At 48.0% G+C, this 18198-nt stretch carries 19 protein-coding genes and 1 pseudogene; 10 read left to right on the top strand and 10 right to left on the bottom strand.

Annotation, left to right across the window (positions count from 1 at the left end):
• Positions 1–176 precede the first annotated feature (176 nt).
• From HQRW_RS15860 to HQRW_RS16715, 6 genes are all read left to right on the top strand, one after another.
• Positions 177–377 carry an SCO family protein gene (locus HQRW_RS15860; protein WP_158307746.1) on the top strand — a complete coding sequence of 67 codons (201 nt, stop codon included), beginning with the start codon at positions 177–179 and terminating at the stop codon, positions 375–377.
• 414 nt (positions 378–791) lie between these two features.
• The gene (locus HQRW_RS08610; protein WP_049891879.1) at positions 792–1109 is read left to right on the top strand and encodes a hypothetical protein; all 318 of its coding nucleotides are present in this window, start codon (positions 792–794) and stop codon (positions 1107–1109) included.
• Positions 1106–1438 carry a DUF7471 family protein gene (locus tag HQRW_RS08605; protein ID WP_014556279.1) on the top strand — a complete coding sequence of 111 codons (333 nt, stop codon included), beginning with the start codon at positions 1106–1108 and terminating at the stop codon, positions 1436–1438. Before HQRW_RS08610 ends, HQRW_RS08605 begins: the two co-directional genes overlap by 4 nt.
• Entirely contained in the window at positions 1435–1968 is a 534-nt protein-coding gene (locus HQRW_RS08600) for a winged helix-turn-helix transcriptional regulator (RefSeq protein WP_014556278.1), read from the top strand. The genes HQRW_RS08605 and HQRW_RS08600 overlap by 4 nt, the downstream gene beginning before the upstream one ends.
• Positions 1969–2061: 93 nt before the next feature.
• A complete protein-coding gene (locus HQRW_RS08595; protein WP_014556277.1) occupies positions 2062–3114 on the top strand; it encodes an iron transporter in 1053 nt (350 codons plus the stop codon).
• 241 nt (positions 3115–3355) lie between these two features.
• Positions 3356–3478 carry a hypothetical protein gene (locus tag HQRW_RS16715; RefSeq protein ID WP_269448445.1) on the top strand — a complete coding sequence of 41 codons (123 nt, stop codon included), beginning with the start codon at positions 3356–3358 and terminating at the stop codon, positions 3476–3478.
• Between the two features lie 1683 nt (positions 3479–5161).
• On the opposite strand, the gene HQRW_RS08590 is transcribed toward HQRW_RS16715, so the two are convergent.
• A complete protein-coding gene (locus HQRW_RS08590; RefSeq protein ID WP_149031540.1) occupies positions 5162–5359 on the bottom strand; it encodes a hypothetical protein in 198 nt (65 codons plus the stop codon).
• Between the two features lie 784 nt (positions 5360–6143).
• On the opposite strand from HQRW_RS08590, the gene HQRW_RS08585 reads away from it, so the two are divergent.
• Together HQRW_RS08585 and HQRW_RS08580 are read left to right on the top strand one after the other, a co-directional pair.
• Positions 6144–6629, top strand: a complete 486-nt coding sequence (locus HQRW_RS08585) for a DUF5805 domain-containing protein (protein ID WP_014556276.1) — start codon at positions 6144–6146, stop codon at positions 6627–6629.
• Positions 6629–7732 (top strand): tyrosine-type recombinase/integrase, encoded by a 1104-nt coding sequence (locus HQRW_RS08580; RefSeq protein ID WP_014556275.1) that lies wholly within the window; start codon positions 6629–6631, stop codon positions 7730–7732. The genes HQRW_RS08585 and HQRW_RS08580 overlap by 1 nt, the downstream gene beginning before the upstream one ends.
• 590 nt (positions 7733–8322) lie before the next feature.
• Here the strand turns inward: HQRW_RS08580 and HQRW_RS08575 are convergent.
• Positions 8323–8913 (bottom strand): annotated as a pseudogene (locus tag HQRW_RS08575) (transposase); the annotation flags it as partial.
• A gap of 410 nt (positions 8914–9323) precedes the next feature.
• On the opposite strand from HQRW_RS08575, the gene HQRW_RS08570 reads away from it, so the two are divergent.
• Positions 9324–9704, top strand: coding sequence for an ArsR/SmtB family transcription factor (locus tag HQRW_RS08570; RefSeq protein ID WP_011571840.1), 381 nt, complete (start codon positions 9324–9326; stop codon positions 9702–9704).
• Positions 9701–10651 (top strand): permease, encoded by a 951-nt coding sequence (locus tag HQRW_RS08565; RefSeq protein WP_014556274.1) that lies wholly within the window; start codon positions 9701–9703, stop codon positions 10649–10651. Before HQRW_RS08570 ends, HQRW_RS08565 begins: the two co-directional genes overlap by 4 nt.
• A gap of 225 nt (positions 10652–10876) precedes the next feature.
• On the opposite strand, the gene HQRW_RS08560 is transcribed toward HQRW_RS08565, so the two are convergent.
• The 8 genes from HQRW_RS08560 to phnG are packed head-to-tail and all read right to left on the bottom strand — an operon-like array spanning position 10877 to position 18096.
• On the bottom strand, positions 10877–11680 hold the full coding sequence (locus HQRW_RS08560; protein WP_014556273.1) for a sugar phosphate isomerase/epimerase family protein: 804 nt from the start codon (positions 11678–11680) through the stop codon (positions 10877–10879).
• The gene (locus HQRW_RS08555) at positions 11677–12936 is read right to left on the bottom strand and encodes an alpha-D-ribose 1-methylphosphonate 5-triphosphate diphosphatase (protein ID WP_014556272.1); all 1260 of its coding nucleotides are present in this window, start codon (positions 12934–12936) and stop codon (positions 11677–11679) included. Before HQRW_RS08555 ends, HQRW_RS08560 begins: the two co-directional genes overlap by 4 nt.
• Positions 12933–13877 carry a phosphonate C-P lyase system protein PhnL gene (locus HQRW_RS08550; RefSeq protein WP_014556271.1) on the bottom strand — a complete coding sequence of 315 codons (945 nt, stop codon included), beginning with the start codon at positions 13875–13877 and terminating at the stop codon, positions 12933–12935. Before HQRW_RS08550 ends, HQRW_RS08555 begins: the two co-directional genes overlap by 4 nt.
• 3 nt (positions 13878–13880) lie before the next feature.
• Complete coding sequence (locus tag HQRW_RS08545; RefSeq protein WP_014556270.1) at positions 13881–14717, bottom strand: ATP-binding cassette domain-containing protein; 837 nt, start codon at positions 14715–14717, stop codon at positions 13881–13883.
• Positions 14714–15832, bottom strand: a complete 1119-nt coding sequence (locus HQRW_RS08540) for an alpha-D-ribose 1-methylphosphonate 5-phosphate C-P-lyase PhnJ (protein ID WP_014556269.1) — start codon at positions 15830–15832, stop codon at positions 14714–14716. Before HQRW_RS08540 ends, HQRW_RS08545 begins: the two co-directional genes overlap by 4 nt.
• The gene (locus HQRW_RS08535) at positions 15825–16976 is read right to left on the bottom strand and encodes a carbon-phosphorus lyase complex subunit PhnI (protein WP_014556268.1); all 1152 of its coding nucleotides are present in this window, start codon (positions 16974–16976) and stop codon (positions 15825–15827) included. Before HQRW_RS08535 ends, HQRW_RS08540 begins: the two co-directional genes overlap by 8 nt.
• Positions 16976–17650 (bottom strand): phosphonate C-P lyase system protein PhnH, encoded by a 675-nt coding sequence (gene phnH, locus HQRW_RS08530; RefSeq protein WP_014556267.1) that lies wholly within the window; start codon positions 17648–17650, stop codon positions 16976–16978. Before phnH ends, HQRW_RS08535 begins: the two co-directional genes overlap by 1 nt.
• On the bottom strand, positions 17647–18096 hold the full coding sequence (gene phnG, locus HQRW_RS08525; RefSeq protein WP_014556266.1) for a phosphonate C-P lyase system protein PhnG: 450 nt from the start codon (positions 18094–18096) through the stop codon (positions 17647–17649). The genes phnH and phnG overlap by 4 nt, the downstream gene beginning before the upstream one ends.
• Between the last annotated feature and the right edge of the window lie 102 nt (positions 18097–18198).

Genomic DNA, 18198 nt, shown 5'->3' with positions numbered 1-18198 from the left:
TCGGGAGCTCCGCTGCTCTGTCAACAGTAGGCTGTTTTGATACACTCGCCAGGAGCAATTAGAACACCGTACTCAGACGACCTGATAGGGGTGCAACGACAAGTGCTGACCTCCCGTATCTGCGTGGCGCGCGGATACTCGATGTCACAGTACTGTCGCCGTTGTAGAATGAGTCTGTGTCGCTTCGCGACGTTGAGACACCGTTCTTTATGACATTGTATTATCTGTACTGCTGGATAGTCTGTCCGTTGCTCGTCAGCACGCTCCGGCAGATACAGCCACACAGTATCGAACACGACTATACTGACGCTGTCGCGTTTTATCCAATCGACTTTGACCCCGAACACGACACACCGGAGGTAGTTTCAGCGTGCTAATCCAATTAATATCGATATAGACATCGGTAACTGGGCGTTCCTCCGGACAAAATGAGACTGCTGCAACGGAATTATTATCAACGAGTTCAGTAATATGTGTGAAACGGTTGAATCGGAGTATAGCGACTATGCGTTCATCCACACGTGCATCATCATATTTAATTAATGCCAAATGATTAAGCAAAATATCGAAGAGAGAACACGCGCCGAAGTGACGGGCTTCACCCCCGCCACGGTAGGATTGGGAACTCGGGCTATTTTTTCATTTAGCTGAATTTAGCTGATTTGAGGCGCTAAGCCCCTTCCTCAACGCCCGAACAGAGTGAGGGCGTGAGGAGGGGATACAGAGCCGCATAGTTTATTTGCGCGTTCATCAGCACGTTTACTACCCACACGGGTGAATCTGGCAGTACGATGCTCACCGCATCTCTAACGGTAACGGTGTTCAAGCGCAATCAAAAGTGCGCACTGTCGATTGTGGCTGAGTGTCCATCTGGGAGGAGTGGGACACTCCGAACTGCCTGTGAAGGGAAATCGCCTGCGCAGTCTGGAACCGCTGTGTCCACGTCGGGTACAAGCTCCGACGCAGAAACAAGAAACCCTGTACTCACCAAGCGAGGGGCGAGCAGCCCAGAGCGCGGTAGGGCAGGGCAGTTCACACGGGATGGAATCGACCAGCTGCGGTTCATAAATGATCTCAAGACCATTCGAACCGGTGGAGGAATCTTATGATTCAACGCATGATATTATGGGTTACGCACACGGACCTCGTAGGATTTTCGCTCTCGTTGATCTTCGCTATGAGTGCAATCGGTGGGGTAGTCTTACTTTCACTCAGTGTCGTCGTCTATGCGCAACGCCGGTCATTCTCATACCTCCTCTTGACAGTGGCTATCGGCGCGCTTGTCGGTCGTGTTCTCGTCGGGGGACTGGCGTTCGGCGGTATAATGAACGAATCGATGCATCATCTAATTGAACATGGGCTCGATGTTGTGACATTAGCCGCAGTCATCGGAGCAGTGTATTTCGCCCGACGGGTTCGTGGAGAGCTGAGCGTATGACAACGAGAGAACGAATCCAGGCAGCGATTCGAGCCGAGCCGGGGATTCATTTTAACGAACTTGGACGCCGACTTACCCTCGCTAACGGACAGATACAGTATCATGTCAGGCGGCTAGAACGAGCGGATGAAGTCGATCAAGAGATATACGCCGGACGGACACACTACTATGACCGGGACTTCGACCCTGAACTTCGGCGTGATGTCGCTGTCCTCAGACGCGAGACAGCACGAGACATTCTCTCATATCTACGCGACAATGGTTCAAGCCCCCCGGCGGAAATCGCCCAACGACTCGGTATTGCTAGAAGCACAGTTGAGTATCACCTGGATCGTTTATGTGACTGCGAACTTATCACAAAGTGTTACGGGACTGGCAGCGCTGTCACGGTGAGAATTAGTAATCATGAGACCGTTAGAGAACTCCTTGGAGTCGTGGAGCCAACGTTCCCTGAGCGGATGACTGATCGCTTTACCAGACTATTTGACGATGTGCTGCATGGGTGGTCCGCCGACATGGACAATAAGTAAACCAAAGACATCATACGATACGATGACTGCAGTACAGCATCAATTCGGGAGGTGTACCAGAATCAGTTTTATTGGACAGGACGGAGGATGGATATGAACCGACGACAAGCGTTGACCGGAATCGGCGTCACGATTTTTGGCTCCACTGCAGGATGTATCGGTAATCCGTCAAGCCTCTTCGAAACAACATCAGGGCGAGCACCACCACTTGTTGAAGATCGACCGAACGCAGTGTATCTTCCGACACACGTTGAGGGAATGAATATGATTGGGGTGACGAATCTTGGCGATCTCATGGTCGGACTCACCTACTCGTATCCGCATCGATTCTGGACGGTTGAAAACGATGGTGGTGAGTATACTACCCAGCGAACGGATATTGAACAGGATGACTCAGTCCATCTGATGGCGGTTCCGTGGGACCCTAAGACAGGAACTGTGCTTCCCAACACTGGTCTTTCCGTCGAGATTACTCGTGAGGATGAACTCGTGAGCGAAGAGGTCATTTACCCGATGCTCTCTCAACGAATGGGATTTCACTATGGAGCAAACTTCGGTCTTATCGGTGATGGTATGTATGATATCTCAATAAGCATGGGTGGGATCAGCGCCTCCCGATACGGTCAGTTTAAAGGCAAATTTGCGAAGGCTAGCACGAGCACGATATCATTCGAATTCTCTGAACAAGATATGAACAACATCTCTTACGAGAGATTAACCAGCGAGCAGGGTCAACAAAAGGCGGTTGAGCCTATGTCGATGGAGATGATACCAACTGGGGGCGCACCAGAATCGCTTCCAGGAACCAATATCGGACGCGGAACGAGTGGTGATGCCGTCTTTGTCGGGACCGTCGTTGAAAGGGACCGATTCGGATCAACTCCGTATCTTGGGGTCTCCGTCCGTACGCCGCACAATGGTCTTGTTATCCCCAGAATGGCGCTTTCAGTCTCGATCGATGATACCGAGTCCGTTGTCCTCTCTTCAAGCTTAGATCCAGAACTTGGATTCCACTACGGTGCAACTGTTGAGGGAATCTCAACAGAGAGTGCGGTCGAAATCACCGTCGAGGTTCCCCCGCAGGTCGCTCGGCACGAAGGGTACGAAACGGCATTTCTAGAGATGTCTCCACTCAGTCTCGAATAGCGCTCTTCAGCGGATACTTATCTGGGAAGTATCAGACCCTGCCATGTCCAATTGAGAATCAGAGACCTACCCAAATCCCAGACGATGGTCTCCCTGCATCGAGAAGTCCAGAAAGTATTTTATCATTCACCTTACTGGTGCTGTATTGGTGAACTCGATGAGTTTGAGAGGCTAGTCACTCAATATTCAAGATGTAGAATGTCAGTCTGGATTTGAATTCGAATCTCGGATCGTGCGAGATATGGGAAATCGGCATCATTCTCATGAACTACCGACGGGAACAACAGCAGGAACGCTATTCCAAACGCATCTGAAACCCACTGTTGATACAGTAGCCTGTGTTCACGGACAGATCAATGGGTAGAGCAGTCCCATCTCATCACATTTCATCTTTCCCGACGACGTTTGAGTTACCCGTGACACTGCCGGGCGGGTTCAGATCTGCACCGATGATACAAATGCTAACTGTCGACGCTAATCATAATTTGACAGACCACTACTGCAATCGAGGGCTTGAGCTAAAAAGAACAATGCGTTCTTCAAAACAGTTTGACAGACACACAATCTCCGGATGGAAAATAGCCTCCAATCCGCGTTCATATTTTACAGATACGTGGTTCGGGTCCGATGGTCGGGGAAAGTGTTCACGCCTACATTTGACATCACCTCTGTGACCTATCACTCGCCACTTGATGTGTCATCACGAATAGCTCAGAATTCTGAACATGGTTCAACTCGGATATGCGGGAATACCGTTTGTTTCCGCGACAAATGAGTACCTGAGTGAGACACTGATGAAAGATATCGTGGAACGGAAATCACAGTAACAGTGCTTGAATCGTTGATTTAGGTCTCAGAGTCGAGTTACCTCGAAATTCCTGAGTGATATAAAAACAAATGTCAGGGACAACTGGAAGCGTCCGATCGGTTTTGTTGAAGATAATGAAACAGAGTGCACGTATATGGACAGTACCCTTTGGAGCTGTATGATCTCATCCTGATAATTTGATATAGCGACATACGATATATATGTTCCATACAACACAGAAAATGAAATCGGTCTTTTCAATCTATGATTATCGACAAACCGTTAATTCGATATTTTCGTCGGTCTCACTCCATACATCTAATTTGGGGGATCCATTTTATCTCAATCAGCATATGACGTTGATATAAACATGTGATTCGTGAATTGATGCGGTGATACCGGTCCAAACACTGAGCCGTTCACTACTCACTCCAGATAAGTCGATCAACGCTGGAAAACTCACGCTTTGCTATTTGGGGTAAGTTATTGCATCTGGGATTGATGTCGCAGTACCACGGAAGAGATACGAGCGAATGCCTTTTTGACATTCTTGTCCACTGTGGGGCAGATTACCCGAACACTCGCATCGAATGATCAAACTGCTGATGTGATCAACACTGCACCCTGCAAGTTATTGGTGTTTAGATACTTTCTCTACTGATTACAACACTCATCTATCAAGACCGGTGCTTTCACAATTGGTCTCTTGCTCGATTCAAACCGTTTTGTACGGTCCCTGCCGATAGTGTGACCACCTGGACACATTCTCTTTCAATAGCCGTATCGATGTATATGAGATCGTCAGTCTTCCCAGTATTCGCTAATTTGTGAGGACCACTGCGAGTACCCAAGTCCTATTTCGGCTTGTTCAACGGCAGGCTTGAGTAGCCGTATATATGGACTGAGATATGTTTCTATATTCCGCAACATTACCGCACAATGTTCGCAGTATGAACTCACCCCGAACGACCCTGTTAGACGGCGTCTGACAGCCTATGAGATGCTCTCACGAATCCGGTTTGTATCCACAACCTCTCGACAAGACGTGAACGGAGAGAGTGCAGTCTGCAACGAGAACAAAACTCTCATTCGTACACCAGAATCGCGAACCGATTCTGAGGGTGTTGATTCGGCGTCCTCGTCCTAACCGATTAAACCACGTCAACGGACAGATTTTCAGACGTGTGAATGTAGCTCGTAATGTCGAGGTCAACACTCATGCAGTCCTCAAAGTCACTCTCACCGAGTGGCGACTTCTCGGGCGTGTCTTCCACGATGGTCACGAGTGAGACGCACGATCTGCCTATTGGTTCCTTTTGAGGATATCTTGTTAATATCGCCTGCTGGTGGGACGTCGCGGTCTGCGCGAATCTTGAACCAGCTGATCTTTCCCAGTTGGAGTCGTATGAATCGGTCGTCGCCCCTGTCATTGCTCATATTAAACCGACCGTACTGACCTCCGCAAATTACAATTTTATCAATGAAACAAAATATTATATCGGTCGTAATTACACTGCAGCGATTAGCGCATAAATTAAGTACGCAAGTGGCGAGATAACGAGTATCAATCTCCCGGCTCGACTGAAATTAATCCACAAGCCTGTTCTGGAGAGCTATCCTGGATGATTAGTTGAAATAATGATAAATAATTCTGATATAATTTAAGCTCAGACTGACAACTATGCATGGTGCACTAGATCACCTTTCTAATGACGTCAACCCCTGGAGTAAACGTCTCTGTTGACCCTTCTACAGAATGACTCAAGATAGTTGATGATCAAGCAACCGCTAACGCTACGATTCCTACTCATTTAACACACTTTACAGACGATTGACTGCTCTGCTTGAAACATGCAATCGCCCTTGTTGTCAGATTGGATCCCACCTGTGTCTCTCACTTTCGGTTTCATATATCGAGTAGACGCTGGCAAATAACGATATGTCACGACGTCGCTCATATGAGCACGATACACCTCTAGTTTGGATTCAAACGATGTGAGAACTGTTGCGATGTTGCATCGTTGCAATCTACTCTTATGTCAGAAAGAACCTAATCTACGCACCAACTTATTTGTGTAGATACATCATTATGTCCGAAAAGCACAGTCTCTACACAACTAAGTAAGTAATAACCGTGATTAAAAATTGTAGTTACACAGATAACATAGATTAGATGTGTAAAGACAGTACTTTGAAATGCATACCAATCATGAAATAAACTATGTCTGAGACTGAATCAAATACCGACCGCACCAGCGTAATGACGTACGTTTCACCCGCACAGAAGCAAGAATGGGTTACTCATGCTGAGACGCTCAATATGAGTCAAAGTGAGTTCGTCCGAACGATGGTCCAAGCGGGTCGTCGTGACTTTACTGTCCCAGATCGTTCGTCTATTACGACTGAGACAGCGTCTCAAAACACTGATTCGACGAACACAAATACCAATAATTCGGCGAACACACAGACAAATTCTCTGAGAGCACGTGTCATTGACGCTCTCACAGCGGACACGTATCACGAATGGGATGAGCTTCTTGCAATCGTTTCAGAAAATATTGAAGAGCGGCTTGATAAAACCCTCGCAGAACTTCAAGAGGCGAGTGTTATCACCTACAGCGGTCGTCACGGTGGGTATACCCTCCGTGAGGACGCTGATATGATCGATAACGCTGATACTGAAATTCTCTCCGGAGGCGAGAGCTAATGAGTGTTAACACAGCAGACGGCGAGGTTGTTCATGACCCGGTTGGATACTTCATCCAAGATATGACCTATCATGGAAAATCAACGCAAACACGGGATGCATACAACCGTGTTCTTCGCCGCTTTGAGACGTTTCTCACAGAGGAGAGTCAAGATGCATCCGATCAAACATCACCGACAGAGATCGATTCGACTGCCACTAGTAATATCGCACGTGCAACACACCGCGATTGTATGGCATGGATCCACTCACTCCGGCAAACAGAGACCGCAGATAGCACCATCGCTACATATGCCTCCTATCTTCACCGATTTTATGCATATATGTCTCAGATCGGTGCATTCGAATCTAATCCAATGACACTTGTCATCGCTGAAATGGATGAGCGTATTGATACAAATCCATCTCGACGAGAGATTTCACTAACAGATATGCGGTCATTCCTTGCAGATATACATCACCCACTTGAGCACGCGGTAATCATGACACTCATCAAAACTGGGATACGCGCCGGTGAGCTCTGTAATCTTGATCTACGGGATATCGTACTTACCGATAGAAAAGCACTTGATGAGGTGTCGACAAGTAATTCTCAACCATTACGGGCACATCTTGAGGGACGAGGACCTTCGATGTATGTTTCAGACGCTCCAGCGGTCGGAGTTGTTGTCGCTGGTGAGGAGCGAACTGCCTCAAACAAGCGTCAGCGCTCAACAACGATTCCAATCGATGAGGAACTCGATTGGGCGCTACGACGCTGGCTTGCGATTCGCCCACAGACAACGTCGCCTGCTCAACCACTATTTGTCAGCACCACAGGACAGTGGGGGAAACGTCTTACACCACATATGGTCCATCACATAGTTGAAACCCACGCAAAGGATGTTGGATGGCACAATGATGGGGGCGATGCCACAGAAAATGTCACCCCACACTATTTTCGACATTTCTTCACGACACATCTTCGAGATAGAACTGGTGACCGTGGTATTGTCAAGTATCTTCGGGGTGATGTTGGCGGTGACATTATTGAGACATATACTCACAACTGGGGTGACAGAGTCCGTGAAACCTATGAAGAGCACATATACACGATACTGTAGTTATGCTGTAGCAACAATACTCATCACACATCTCCGAAGTCACCCACACATAAACTGGCGGAATTACTCATGAGATAATATCCAAGGTCTATCGATTGCTAAAACAGTTTGTCTGTGTCAGCGAGGTTCACTGTCCAGGTTCTATTCAACTACGCGATTACAAATTGCTGCTCTTATCCAGGGTGTGTATACTGAATTCTTCCTGTAATCTTGCTTTTTCCAGATGAAATTTGATCTGGTAGATGTGCTAAACTATTATTAATGCCAGTACTCAGTGCTGCTGATGGCGATGTATGGTAAATTTCCATACGTATCCGGTGAATAATATATTATCTCCTGGCAAATCTCCGTCCGCGTTGCGACGTATAAACCATATAACGCTATATCAAAGTACTGATCCAGTAGTTGAGACTACAGTGGGTTTAGCGGGTCTGTGATGTGTAGTTTCGACCGAATCGATAAGTGGAGACTGCTTCAGAACCTTCTCTAAACGACCATTCTTGTTGAAGTTCCTACCATATGGACGATTTTCTGTAACCTTCGGTAGCATTGCCACTCGGACGACGCTCTATCACGGGTAGAGCACCGTGCTACCCGATTTCGGTCTCCTTCTTCAACAGCGTGAGCGTATTATCGGCAGTCACCATCGGTGACCGTTCGTATTCTCCAGTCAACTTGACTTGGACGAGCAGATCGACCGCTCGCCAAATCGAGTACAACAAACAGGCGAACGCGAAGTAGAAGAACCGCAGCCCGAAATCCGTTGACTTTGTCGCGACCATGAACCACTTAATCGACCGATAGCCGCTCTCAATCTCCCAGCGATAGCCGTATTCGCTGAGGAATCCACCGCCACGGTTGGACATGAACACCGAGTACTGTCGGTGATCATCGTGTTCAGAGTTCTCTTTGCGTCGGTAGATCAGCGTCGTCTCGTGCCACTCGTTCTTGTCGAGGTGGAGCTTCCGGTCAGTTTCATACCGGTCTTGGTCACGCTGGAGCAACCGCTTGGTCTGAGCTCTCTCGCTGGTCTGCATCCGCTTCGGAACGACATACGAGAGCCCGCGCTGGCTAATCATCTCCAAGAGGTGCTGGCTATCGAACTCCCGGTCCATCAGGACGTTATCGACATGGACGAGGTCCTCAGCCGAATCGAGCAAGTCCTCGACGATTTCCTGTCGTGCTCGCCGATCCCGATTCCGTTCCGCTAAAATCCTGACTCGAGTTGTGGGTAAGAGACAGGGCTAAAGACGCAGGTATTCTCCTTGGTTCTGTATAATTGAACGCTCAATGAGGTACAGACAATTCGAGATTCACCAATATGAAAAGCACTGACATGATAAATGGTTACAACTCAATTGTGATAATTATTATTCACTACCGATAAAGGGGTAGCTCGAAGATATTATGAAGTAAAAATAATTACTACCATCGAAAGTCACTAGTATCAAACCGAATATTATCAATTTGTATGACGAACTCACTTCTTGGAAGAATCACAGATACACTATTTGGAACCAACTCAGATGCGAACGACGGCGCCTGCTGTGGTGTTGAAATTGAGGAAGTGGACGACGGAGAATAATTAACAATGTCTGAATCCACTCCTGAATCGACACGACAAACGCTTAATCGTCTTTATGATAATCCCGAAGATCGTCTGACGTCGCTGACCGAGTTGACGGCTGACGACACAGAGATTCAAACGACGCAAGCAGTATTCAAAGCGCTCTCAAACGAGTACCGGATTCAAATTCTTGAAGCCCTCAGGGATGGGGAGTTGTGTGCGTGTGAAATACAGGTCGTCCTTGATGCTCCTCAGTCAACTGTCGCGAGCCATCTTCGTGAACTCAAAGACACCGATCTCGTCAACACGCGTCGACAGGGGAAGTGGACATATTATCGCATCGGAGATACAGCCGTCCTCCAATTACTCGACATTGCAGACGCACTTGGTGGGAAGACAGCATGACTCCTTCTGGTATCGAGACGGCACTGATTGATTCTGGAGATTATTTTGTTCATCTGGCGACAATTCTTGTTCCGCTGTTCATCGGAGCATCGTTTCTCGTTGGACTTGTTGAGGAGTACTTGCCGCCGGAAACGGTCGAAGAGATACTCCAGAAGCGAAATCGAGGAAGCGGAAATGTTGCGGCAGCAGGTTTGGGTGCTGTGACGCCGTTTTGCTCATGTTCGACTGTGCCAGTTCTTGCAGGGCTACTTGGCGCTGGCGCACCGCTTGGATTGTCATTCTCATTTCTGTTGGCGTCGCCTATTGTCAATGAAATTGCTGCGTTCTTGTTATTGGGATTATTCGGCGTCGAAGTGACAGCAATATACCTCATCTCGACACTGATCGCCGCAATCGTTGGTGGGGTCATTATCGATATCCTCAATCTCGACCATCTGGTAAAAAATGTGCAAATTACGACGAACGATCGCACAGTCGCGACGGATGGGGGTACCACATCATGTTCGTGCTCAAGTAATGCACAGACGACAAAAACACACCGCAAACGGATTGAAACCGCTGCTGGAGGCGCTTGGTCGTTCTTTACTGGGGCATTCCCGTATCTCCTTCTTGGGATGATCCTCGGTGCACTGATTCACGGAGCAGTACCTGCTTCGTGGCTCCAACAGGTTGCTGGGAATCCACTTGCTGTTCCACTAGCCGCACTCGCAGGCGCACCGCTTTACGTCAGCATGGCAGGAATGCTCGGTATTGCTGCTCCGCTCGTTGACCAAGGCGTCCCAATTGGGACAGTTATCGCGTTTGTCGTCGGTGGTGCAGGTGTCAGCATCCCGAACCTGATCCTACTTAACAAACTCTTCGAGCGGAAACTCCTCGCTATTTATGCCGTCACTGTCGTTACGACTGGGACTATGCTCGGTTATGGATTGAACTTCATTTCTATTTGAATATTTTCTTGTGACTAAAGATGCGGGCAAATGCGGAGCGAATGTTTGATATCTCGCAGGTTGTGTTTCTTTGTCAATATCACTATACCTTCGATCGACCTGTCTCACATGAGCGAATCAAGCATTGACACCCTCCCCGCCCTGAACGGCGAGGTTTGGCGCCTGCTCATCGGATGAGAAAGTATAAATAAAATTGAATATTCCCCAATTATCTATTGTGATGTGCTACAACTCACATTCAGGGACAGTAACATCAGGTCTGCCGACCGAGACTCCAATATCTGCGACTGATGTCATTTCGAAGACAAAGTAATCTGCTGGAATCGCTGTCACGAATTTATCATAATCGCTGAGGGGTTCATGTTGGTCGCTCGTCCCATCATTATCATGCAGATGACAGACTCGGATTTGATCACCAAATTTCTCAACGAATTCTTGATACTCATGCCCGTTCACATTCGCATGTCCAATATCAAATGTCACATCAAGTGATGCATCAGTCCCGTCAATAGATACTGCTGATGCAAGATCAGCAACTGTTGTTGTATGTCTAATATCACGGTCACTTATTGGTTGGTTCTCAACACAGAGTGGAACACCAACACGGTCGGCGTAGACTGCGCACTCTCGAAGTGACTTGCATGCATTATTATGTGCTTTTTCTCGCACCCACTCAGGATAGCGACGAGGGACTGACCCAGCGTGAACAACAACACCACCAGCCTCTGCCGCAGCAGCGTCATCAAGTGTTTGTTTCACTTGTGCAACACTATTTCGACGAATAGCATCATTAAAACTCCCCATGTTCCAGTCTCGAAACGGTGCGTGATAGGTAAGTGAGACATCATATCTATCTGTGAGCGCGCCAAGTGTTGCCGGCGTTGGTGTGTCTGGAAATCCTTCAAGATACTCGCGTTTGAGTTCAAGATGTGAGAGTCCCAGATCGGTAATATATTCAAGAAATGATTCGACTGAGATACCAAATCGAACATCCATCGCAGCACCGAGTTGTGGTTGTTGTGTACTCATTTTGCTCCCTCCGCACGGTACACAGGAGCCCCTGCGACAAATGCACGAGTAACTGTTGGGGTTGGATTGGGATCGACCATTGCAATGTCAGCACGTGCACCAGCTTCGATGCGCCCACGATCAGTCAGCCCAATAGCATCAGCAGGATTCTTACTGACGCGTGCAACGCGCGTTGGCAATGGCTCACCCGTATCGATGAATACCGCTGCGAGTAGCGACATTGGATGATAGTCTGTGACAAGCGCATCGACCACATCCGCCTCAATTGCGTCCGCTGTCCGGAGATTCCCCCACTGGCTTTCCCCACGAATGAGATTGGGTGCTCCCATCGTGACAGTCATCCCAGTGGCATGAGCACGCTTTGCCGTCTCAATGTTGATTGGATATTCACTAATATTGACACCAATATCATGCAATTGCGCCACCTCCGTTGGATCCTCATCATCGTGTGATGCTACTGGAATATCTGCATCGCGTGCGCAGTTAACAATCCGACGGACTCGTTCACGAATTGTCTCCAATTCAAGACTGCCACGCTCATCAATCATCTCTTCTGCCTCTGCGACAGTATGATTCTGCGAATTTCGATAATACTCTATGAATGCATCTGTATCGCGAAACTGCCCTTTACCAGGAATATGACTCATGACCGAAACCAATCCTGCGTCGTCAGCGTCAAGAAGCGTCTCAATCGCCTCAACACAGCGTTTCTGTGTCACTTCACACCGAGCATGAATGCGGTGGTCAGCAATGAGTCCATCAGTTTGCTCAACCGCCGTGGTGAGTTCAGCGCCAAGTTCAGGTGAACGATTTGCTTCGGGATCAACCTCAAACGAGATTGCATGAAATTTGGTTGTGATTCCAGCAGCGACATTCGCGCGGTCTGCACTCGCCAACGCCATCTGTGTCTCAATTCGCGCGCCTGCTCGTGGGTACAGATGTGATTCAATATCATCACCATGAAGATCGATAAGACCTGGAACGAGATACTGCCCTGCGGCGTCGATGCGCCGGTCCGCAGCGGATAGTGTCTCATTTTTGATATTCTCCCCGACTGATTTAATTCGATCTCCCTCAATATGAATACTACCGTTAATTACGGTCGATGGCGTGACAACCTGCCCATTTTCAATAACAACACTCATGATACGGGTGTCGTCATGAGATTTCTTTTGGGCATGTGTTGATTTCGTTGTGTCACGAGTATCGTTATCTCCATCGTGGGTGTGCGCATTTTGTGTTTGATTATCACTCATTGAGGGTCTCCACCGTTAGTGTCCGTCTCTGAATCGCCCGCAGTATCTGCAGTGTAGTCGTTATTTGTTTTTTTCTCCTGGTCGACAGCAACTGAGTCGGTGCGCGAGTGTGTCGCTGAGTATGTCTCAGCGGGTTCAATTCGCTTGAGTTGTGCCTCATCAAGAACGGCAATCCGGTCGGCGACAGCCGAGACAACATCCGCATTATGAAACACACCGATAACCGTCGTATCATCATCTAAATACGTTTCTAGCAGTTCAACCGCAGCACGACGTGTTTCTGGATCGAGTGCACTTGTCGGTTCATCAAGCAAGAGAAGATTAGGCTTTGGTGCGATTGCCTGTGCGAGATTGACCCGTTGTCGCTCACCTCCACTGAACGTCGCTGGGTATGCCTCCCATAATGACTTGGGAAGTCGAAGTTGCGATAATAACGATTTTGCACGTTCACGAGCCTTCTTATCTGCAAATCCCTGCTCGCACAGCGGTCGCGCGACGACATCAACTGCAGGAACTCGTGGGATCTCATCAAGAAATTGTGATGTATATCCGATTGCGTTTTTTCGCAGGCGAATGATTTCTCGGTCTGAACAGGAGACAAGATTAATCTCAGTCGTTATTTCATCACTCGATTCATCCCCCGGATTTTGCACACGCTGATGATACAGAATATCCCCATCAGTCGCTTGATATGTTCGATAAATACATTTTAATAATGAAGACTTTCCTGACCCCGACTCACCAACAACACCAAGAAACTCACCGGCAGTAACCTGAAATGAGACCTCATCAAGTCCAACAACCTCCGTTTCATCAACCGTGTGGAGTGCAAATGTTTTTGATAATTGCTTGACCGTGAGGACTGGTCGACATAGCTCTGTTCGAGATATCGATTGTGTCTTAGTCTTTGTGCGATCGTCTGTATTTGCTTGTGATGTCATCTGTTAAATTACTGAATTAATGAGTGTCTGTGTGTACTCGTGATGTGGATCTTCCATGATACGGTCCGTCAATCCCGACTCGATAATCCGTCCATGTCGCATCACCGCCGTTCGGTCAGCCAACAACCGGATGACACTCAGATCGTGTGAAACGACGATTGCAGCAACATTGTTTGCTTGCTGAATCCGTCGAAACATATCGAGGACACGAGCCTGAACGCTTACGTCAAGCCCTGCTGTTGGTTCGTCAAGAATGATGATATCAGGCTCATTGGCGAGTGCACGCGCAATCTGAACACGCCGTTGCATACCGCCAGAGTATGTGTGGGTTGGGTCGTCCATCCGGTCAACAGGAATCTCAGTTGCGTCAAACAAGTTCCGGACCCGTTCACGGACATCATCATATCGCCGCCATCCAGCAGAAAGCAGTTTTTCTGCAACATTACCGCCGCCAGAAAACTCTAACTCGAGTCCATCCCGAATATGTTGATGTACGAGACTCAGATGGGTGTTTTTCAGTTCATGTCGTGTTTGATAATCAACAGCTAAGAGATTGCCATCATATTCTGTATATGAAATGTCACCAGCTACTTCTCCCTCATCATCTTTCTCAAGTGCAATGAGTTCTGCAAGACTTGACTTTCCAGATCCAGATTCTCCAACAATCCCGAGCACCTCACCAGCGTCGACTGTCAAATTAATGTTTGCACATGCAATGACAGTGTCACAAACAGGACAGTGATTCGTCCCAGCATCATCACCAGTGCGTTCGATACACGCTGAGCATCCAGAGCCATACTGCTTTTTTATATCTGATACCTCGAGTAATCTCATACTCATTCGGTATCACCTGCAGTGTCTCCAGAATCGGGATCACTTACCCCAGGACCCCACCCGTCAATCGATTGCTCAAGATGATGATCACGATCTAATTCGGGTTTTTGTTGTCGTTTGTGACAAAAGGACGCATCGTTACAACTGTAGTAGACCGATCCATCATCTGTTTCAATCTCAGTGAGATACGTATCGGTCGACCCACATGCATGACAACTGACGTCGGGGAAGCGCTCAACCTGAAATGTGCGGTCTTCAAATGCAAGTGGTTCGACCGATGTGTGTGGTGGCACAGCATAGATACGTGCTTCTCGTCCAGCAGCGAAAATGAACAATGAATCCGCATGATCAAGTTTCGGCACATCCCAGCGGGGGATTGGAGAGGGATCCATCAAATACCGTCCAGCAACCATTGTTGGGTATCGAGCGGCGATATTGATCTCACCCCACTCAACGACGTTCTCATAGAGGTGTACCCACATTTTCCCGTAATTACGATGCGCATGCCGTCGACGATTCGCAGCATCGGAGCCGTCAACTTTCCGAAGTGGGTCAGTGACGGGAACCTGCAATACAAGAATTTGCTCATCGGTGAGAACTTCCTCAGGAATCCGATGTCGAGTTTGAATTATATCTGCGTTTGTCGTATCAGTCGTTGTTTCGACATCAGCAGTGTTTGATGCCAGCCGTCTAATATTTGCTGCATTGACCGATTCATCGGACCCTTGATCAATCACTTTGAATGTATCATCAGGTCCAAGCAGTGAGAGTGACGCCTGAATACCACCAGTTCCCCATCCACGGGCTAGCGGCATCGGTCGAGAAGCGTATGGAACTTGATGTCCCGGAATTGAGATAGCCTTGATAATTGATCGCCGCACTTCACGCTTTGTGTGCTCATCAAGATACGCATAGTTGTATCCTGACAAGCTATCATCATCATCAAACTCACCGAGGAGTGAATCAACGGTTTCAACAGCACTTCCCTTGGGTTCGGTCATTTCATCTTTGGGCTGATCATGTGCGTGCTGATCGGCATAATCTCTTGATTGAGTTGTGACATTATCATCTTGATTACCCTCTTTGACTTCTGCGTCTGTTTCTGCATTTATTTCACTCATCACACTCAACCTCCGTTGTTGTCGTCCCGTCAGATTGTGTTGCATGAGTGCTGTCACTATCTGCTGTTCGTTGTCGAATCCCTCTGATTCGATCAAGAATTGACTGAAATGTTACATAATGTGGCAATTTAAGATGCTCAATAAATCCAAATGAGTCCATTCCGTCGATAATATCTAAAACAAATTCTGGATCTTCTGCAGGCTCAGCGTCACTATCAAGTTGGATCGATGCATCAAGTATTGTCATTGCAATCGTCTTTCGCTCATTCCGTCCAAAGGTGAGCCCATACCCAAATGCAAACTGTGGGTCATCCCGCTTGGCGTAGATAGGGACGATTGCTTCGCTTTCGCTCACCTCAATATCAGTGATTGTTGCAGTCTCCTCAGTATATGGATGCTCAATCATGACCGGTAGCCGCCCAATCCGTACTTCAGCAAGCGTTGGATGCACCTGCCCATAGCCGCGAAGTGCAGAGTATCCAAGTGCAGTCATTGCCCCTGTTTCGCCACGAGCTAACTCCTGTAAGATAGCATCGCGATCTGCCGGATGAGTAAGCGACTCACGTGTCGTGTCTGTTGGATCAGTTATCTCAGGTGAATCTGGCTCATGAACGAGCCCTTCTGACCGAAGCACAGACATCACATTTGCGAGCGATTCAGGCGCTTCCTCAGTCGTCACATCCCACTCGGCTGTTGGATCCATTGGCTCCTTTGTCCCGCCGGATTGGGTTTTTCCCTCGTTGGTAAGTGCGAAGTCAAGTAACCGCTGAGTATAGTCCTTTGTCGGACCAAGAATTTGTCCACCTGGAACGTCTTTGTATGCAGGCGAGACTCGTCGTGTTGCAAACATCTCATTTGGATCAACTGGAACAGTCTCATCCCACCGCTCAAGCGTTGAACGGTACGCACGTAGGAGGAAAGCGGCCTCAACTGTATCCCCCTGTGCTTGTTTGACCGCAAGCGCAGCGAGGCGAGGGGCATAAAGACCTCCTTCACTCATCACTTGTGCGACTGTACGACCAAGTTGTTCCTCAAGTTGGTCAACGCTTACTGGCTCGGTGTCGCCATTGAGACGCTGTTTCTCAAAGAGGTCAGCCGCACGTTCGATAAGCTCCTCACCAGCTTTGACAGCAACATATCCCATTAGCGTGCCTCCGATTCGCGTTCACGCACTGACCCGTCGGTTACTGTCGACTGAGCATGCTCAATCGTGACTCTTGATATGCTTGCTGACCGAGGAATCGCAAGCATAGACTCAGCAGTCGTGATAATCACGTCGACACCCCGTGGATACGTTGACTGCGCAGTCGCAATTCGATCCAACTCTTCTGGAGGAAGCCCAATCGCTACTGTTCGGCCTGTCTTTGTTGGAACTCCCGGTCCGTCAATTGTGACCACTGTAATTGAGGTGTCATCCCCAACCGCATCCTGATGGATATTATCAGACTCGACGGCTGAATGTGATGATATTGTTGTAAGCGTCTCAACTCGATATATTACTGTTGCACCATCACTTGGCTCAAGCAGTGTTCCACGTGGAATATCTCGAATATCCCATGATGGTACCCCCCGCGTATGAATAATATCCGCTTCACGTACATCCGCATCTTCATATCGCCCTTGTGCGTCAAGCTCTTTTTGAAGCTTTTCATCATCTATCTGTGCTTGGAGTTCATGATCAACGAGCGTCACAACGACAGCGTGATCAACGGGAGTGACACTGTGCTGTTCAATTGTTCCTGGATTGGATAATACAGCACATAGCGTTCGGAATGTTTTTTGAGTATCATGAATGGGATCAATCCCAAGAGCTCTCATAACTCATTCTCCATTGTTTCAAACTCGACTGCAGTATGTTGACTTTCACTCCATGTTTCGTCCCGCTGTTGCTTGCGACGTTCATCCACAGTATCGAGTTTATTTTGGATTATTTCAGCATGCGTATGATTTCCAGCAACCGCAGCATCAATAATCGCTCCCGAAAGCGCTGCTCGCTCTTGTTTACCTGGGTACATTGCGAATCCCTGTGCATCATTAATCGAAACCTCAGCAGGCGTGACCACTATCTCACCAAGATTGAATTGCTGGTGTTCAACAGGGTCTGTCACCTGTTGCATGATTAATTGTGGATGTGGCTCCTGTAAGACCGATAACGAGGGATTGGTCGCAAGCACCCTGTTTGCGAGGGTTGTGAGTGTTTTTATCTCCGCATGCGCAATCTGCTCAAATCGAATAGTCCGATCATTTCGATCATCGTACTCCATGAACTCACTGTTCTGTAATAACCTGATAAGCCTGCGCTAAGTACTCTCTATGTTGTCACTCCAAGTGAGGTTATAGTTACCTTCGATAATATTTCGTACAGA

Source organism: Haloquadratum walsbyi C23 (genome assembly GCF_000237865.1).
GTDB lineage: Archaea > Halobacteriota > Halobacteria > Halobacteriales > Haloferacaceae > Haloquadratum > Haloquadratum walsbyi.
The sequence above is the reverse complement of the archived record's forward strand: the minus strand, read 5'-3'. Positions and strand labels throughout refer to the sequence as shown.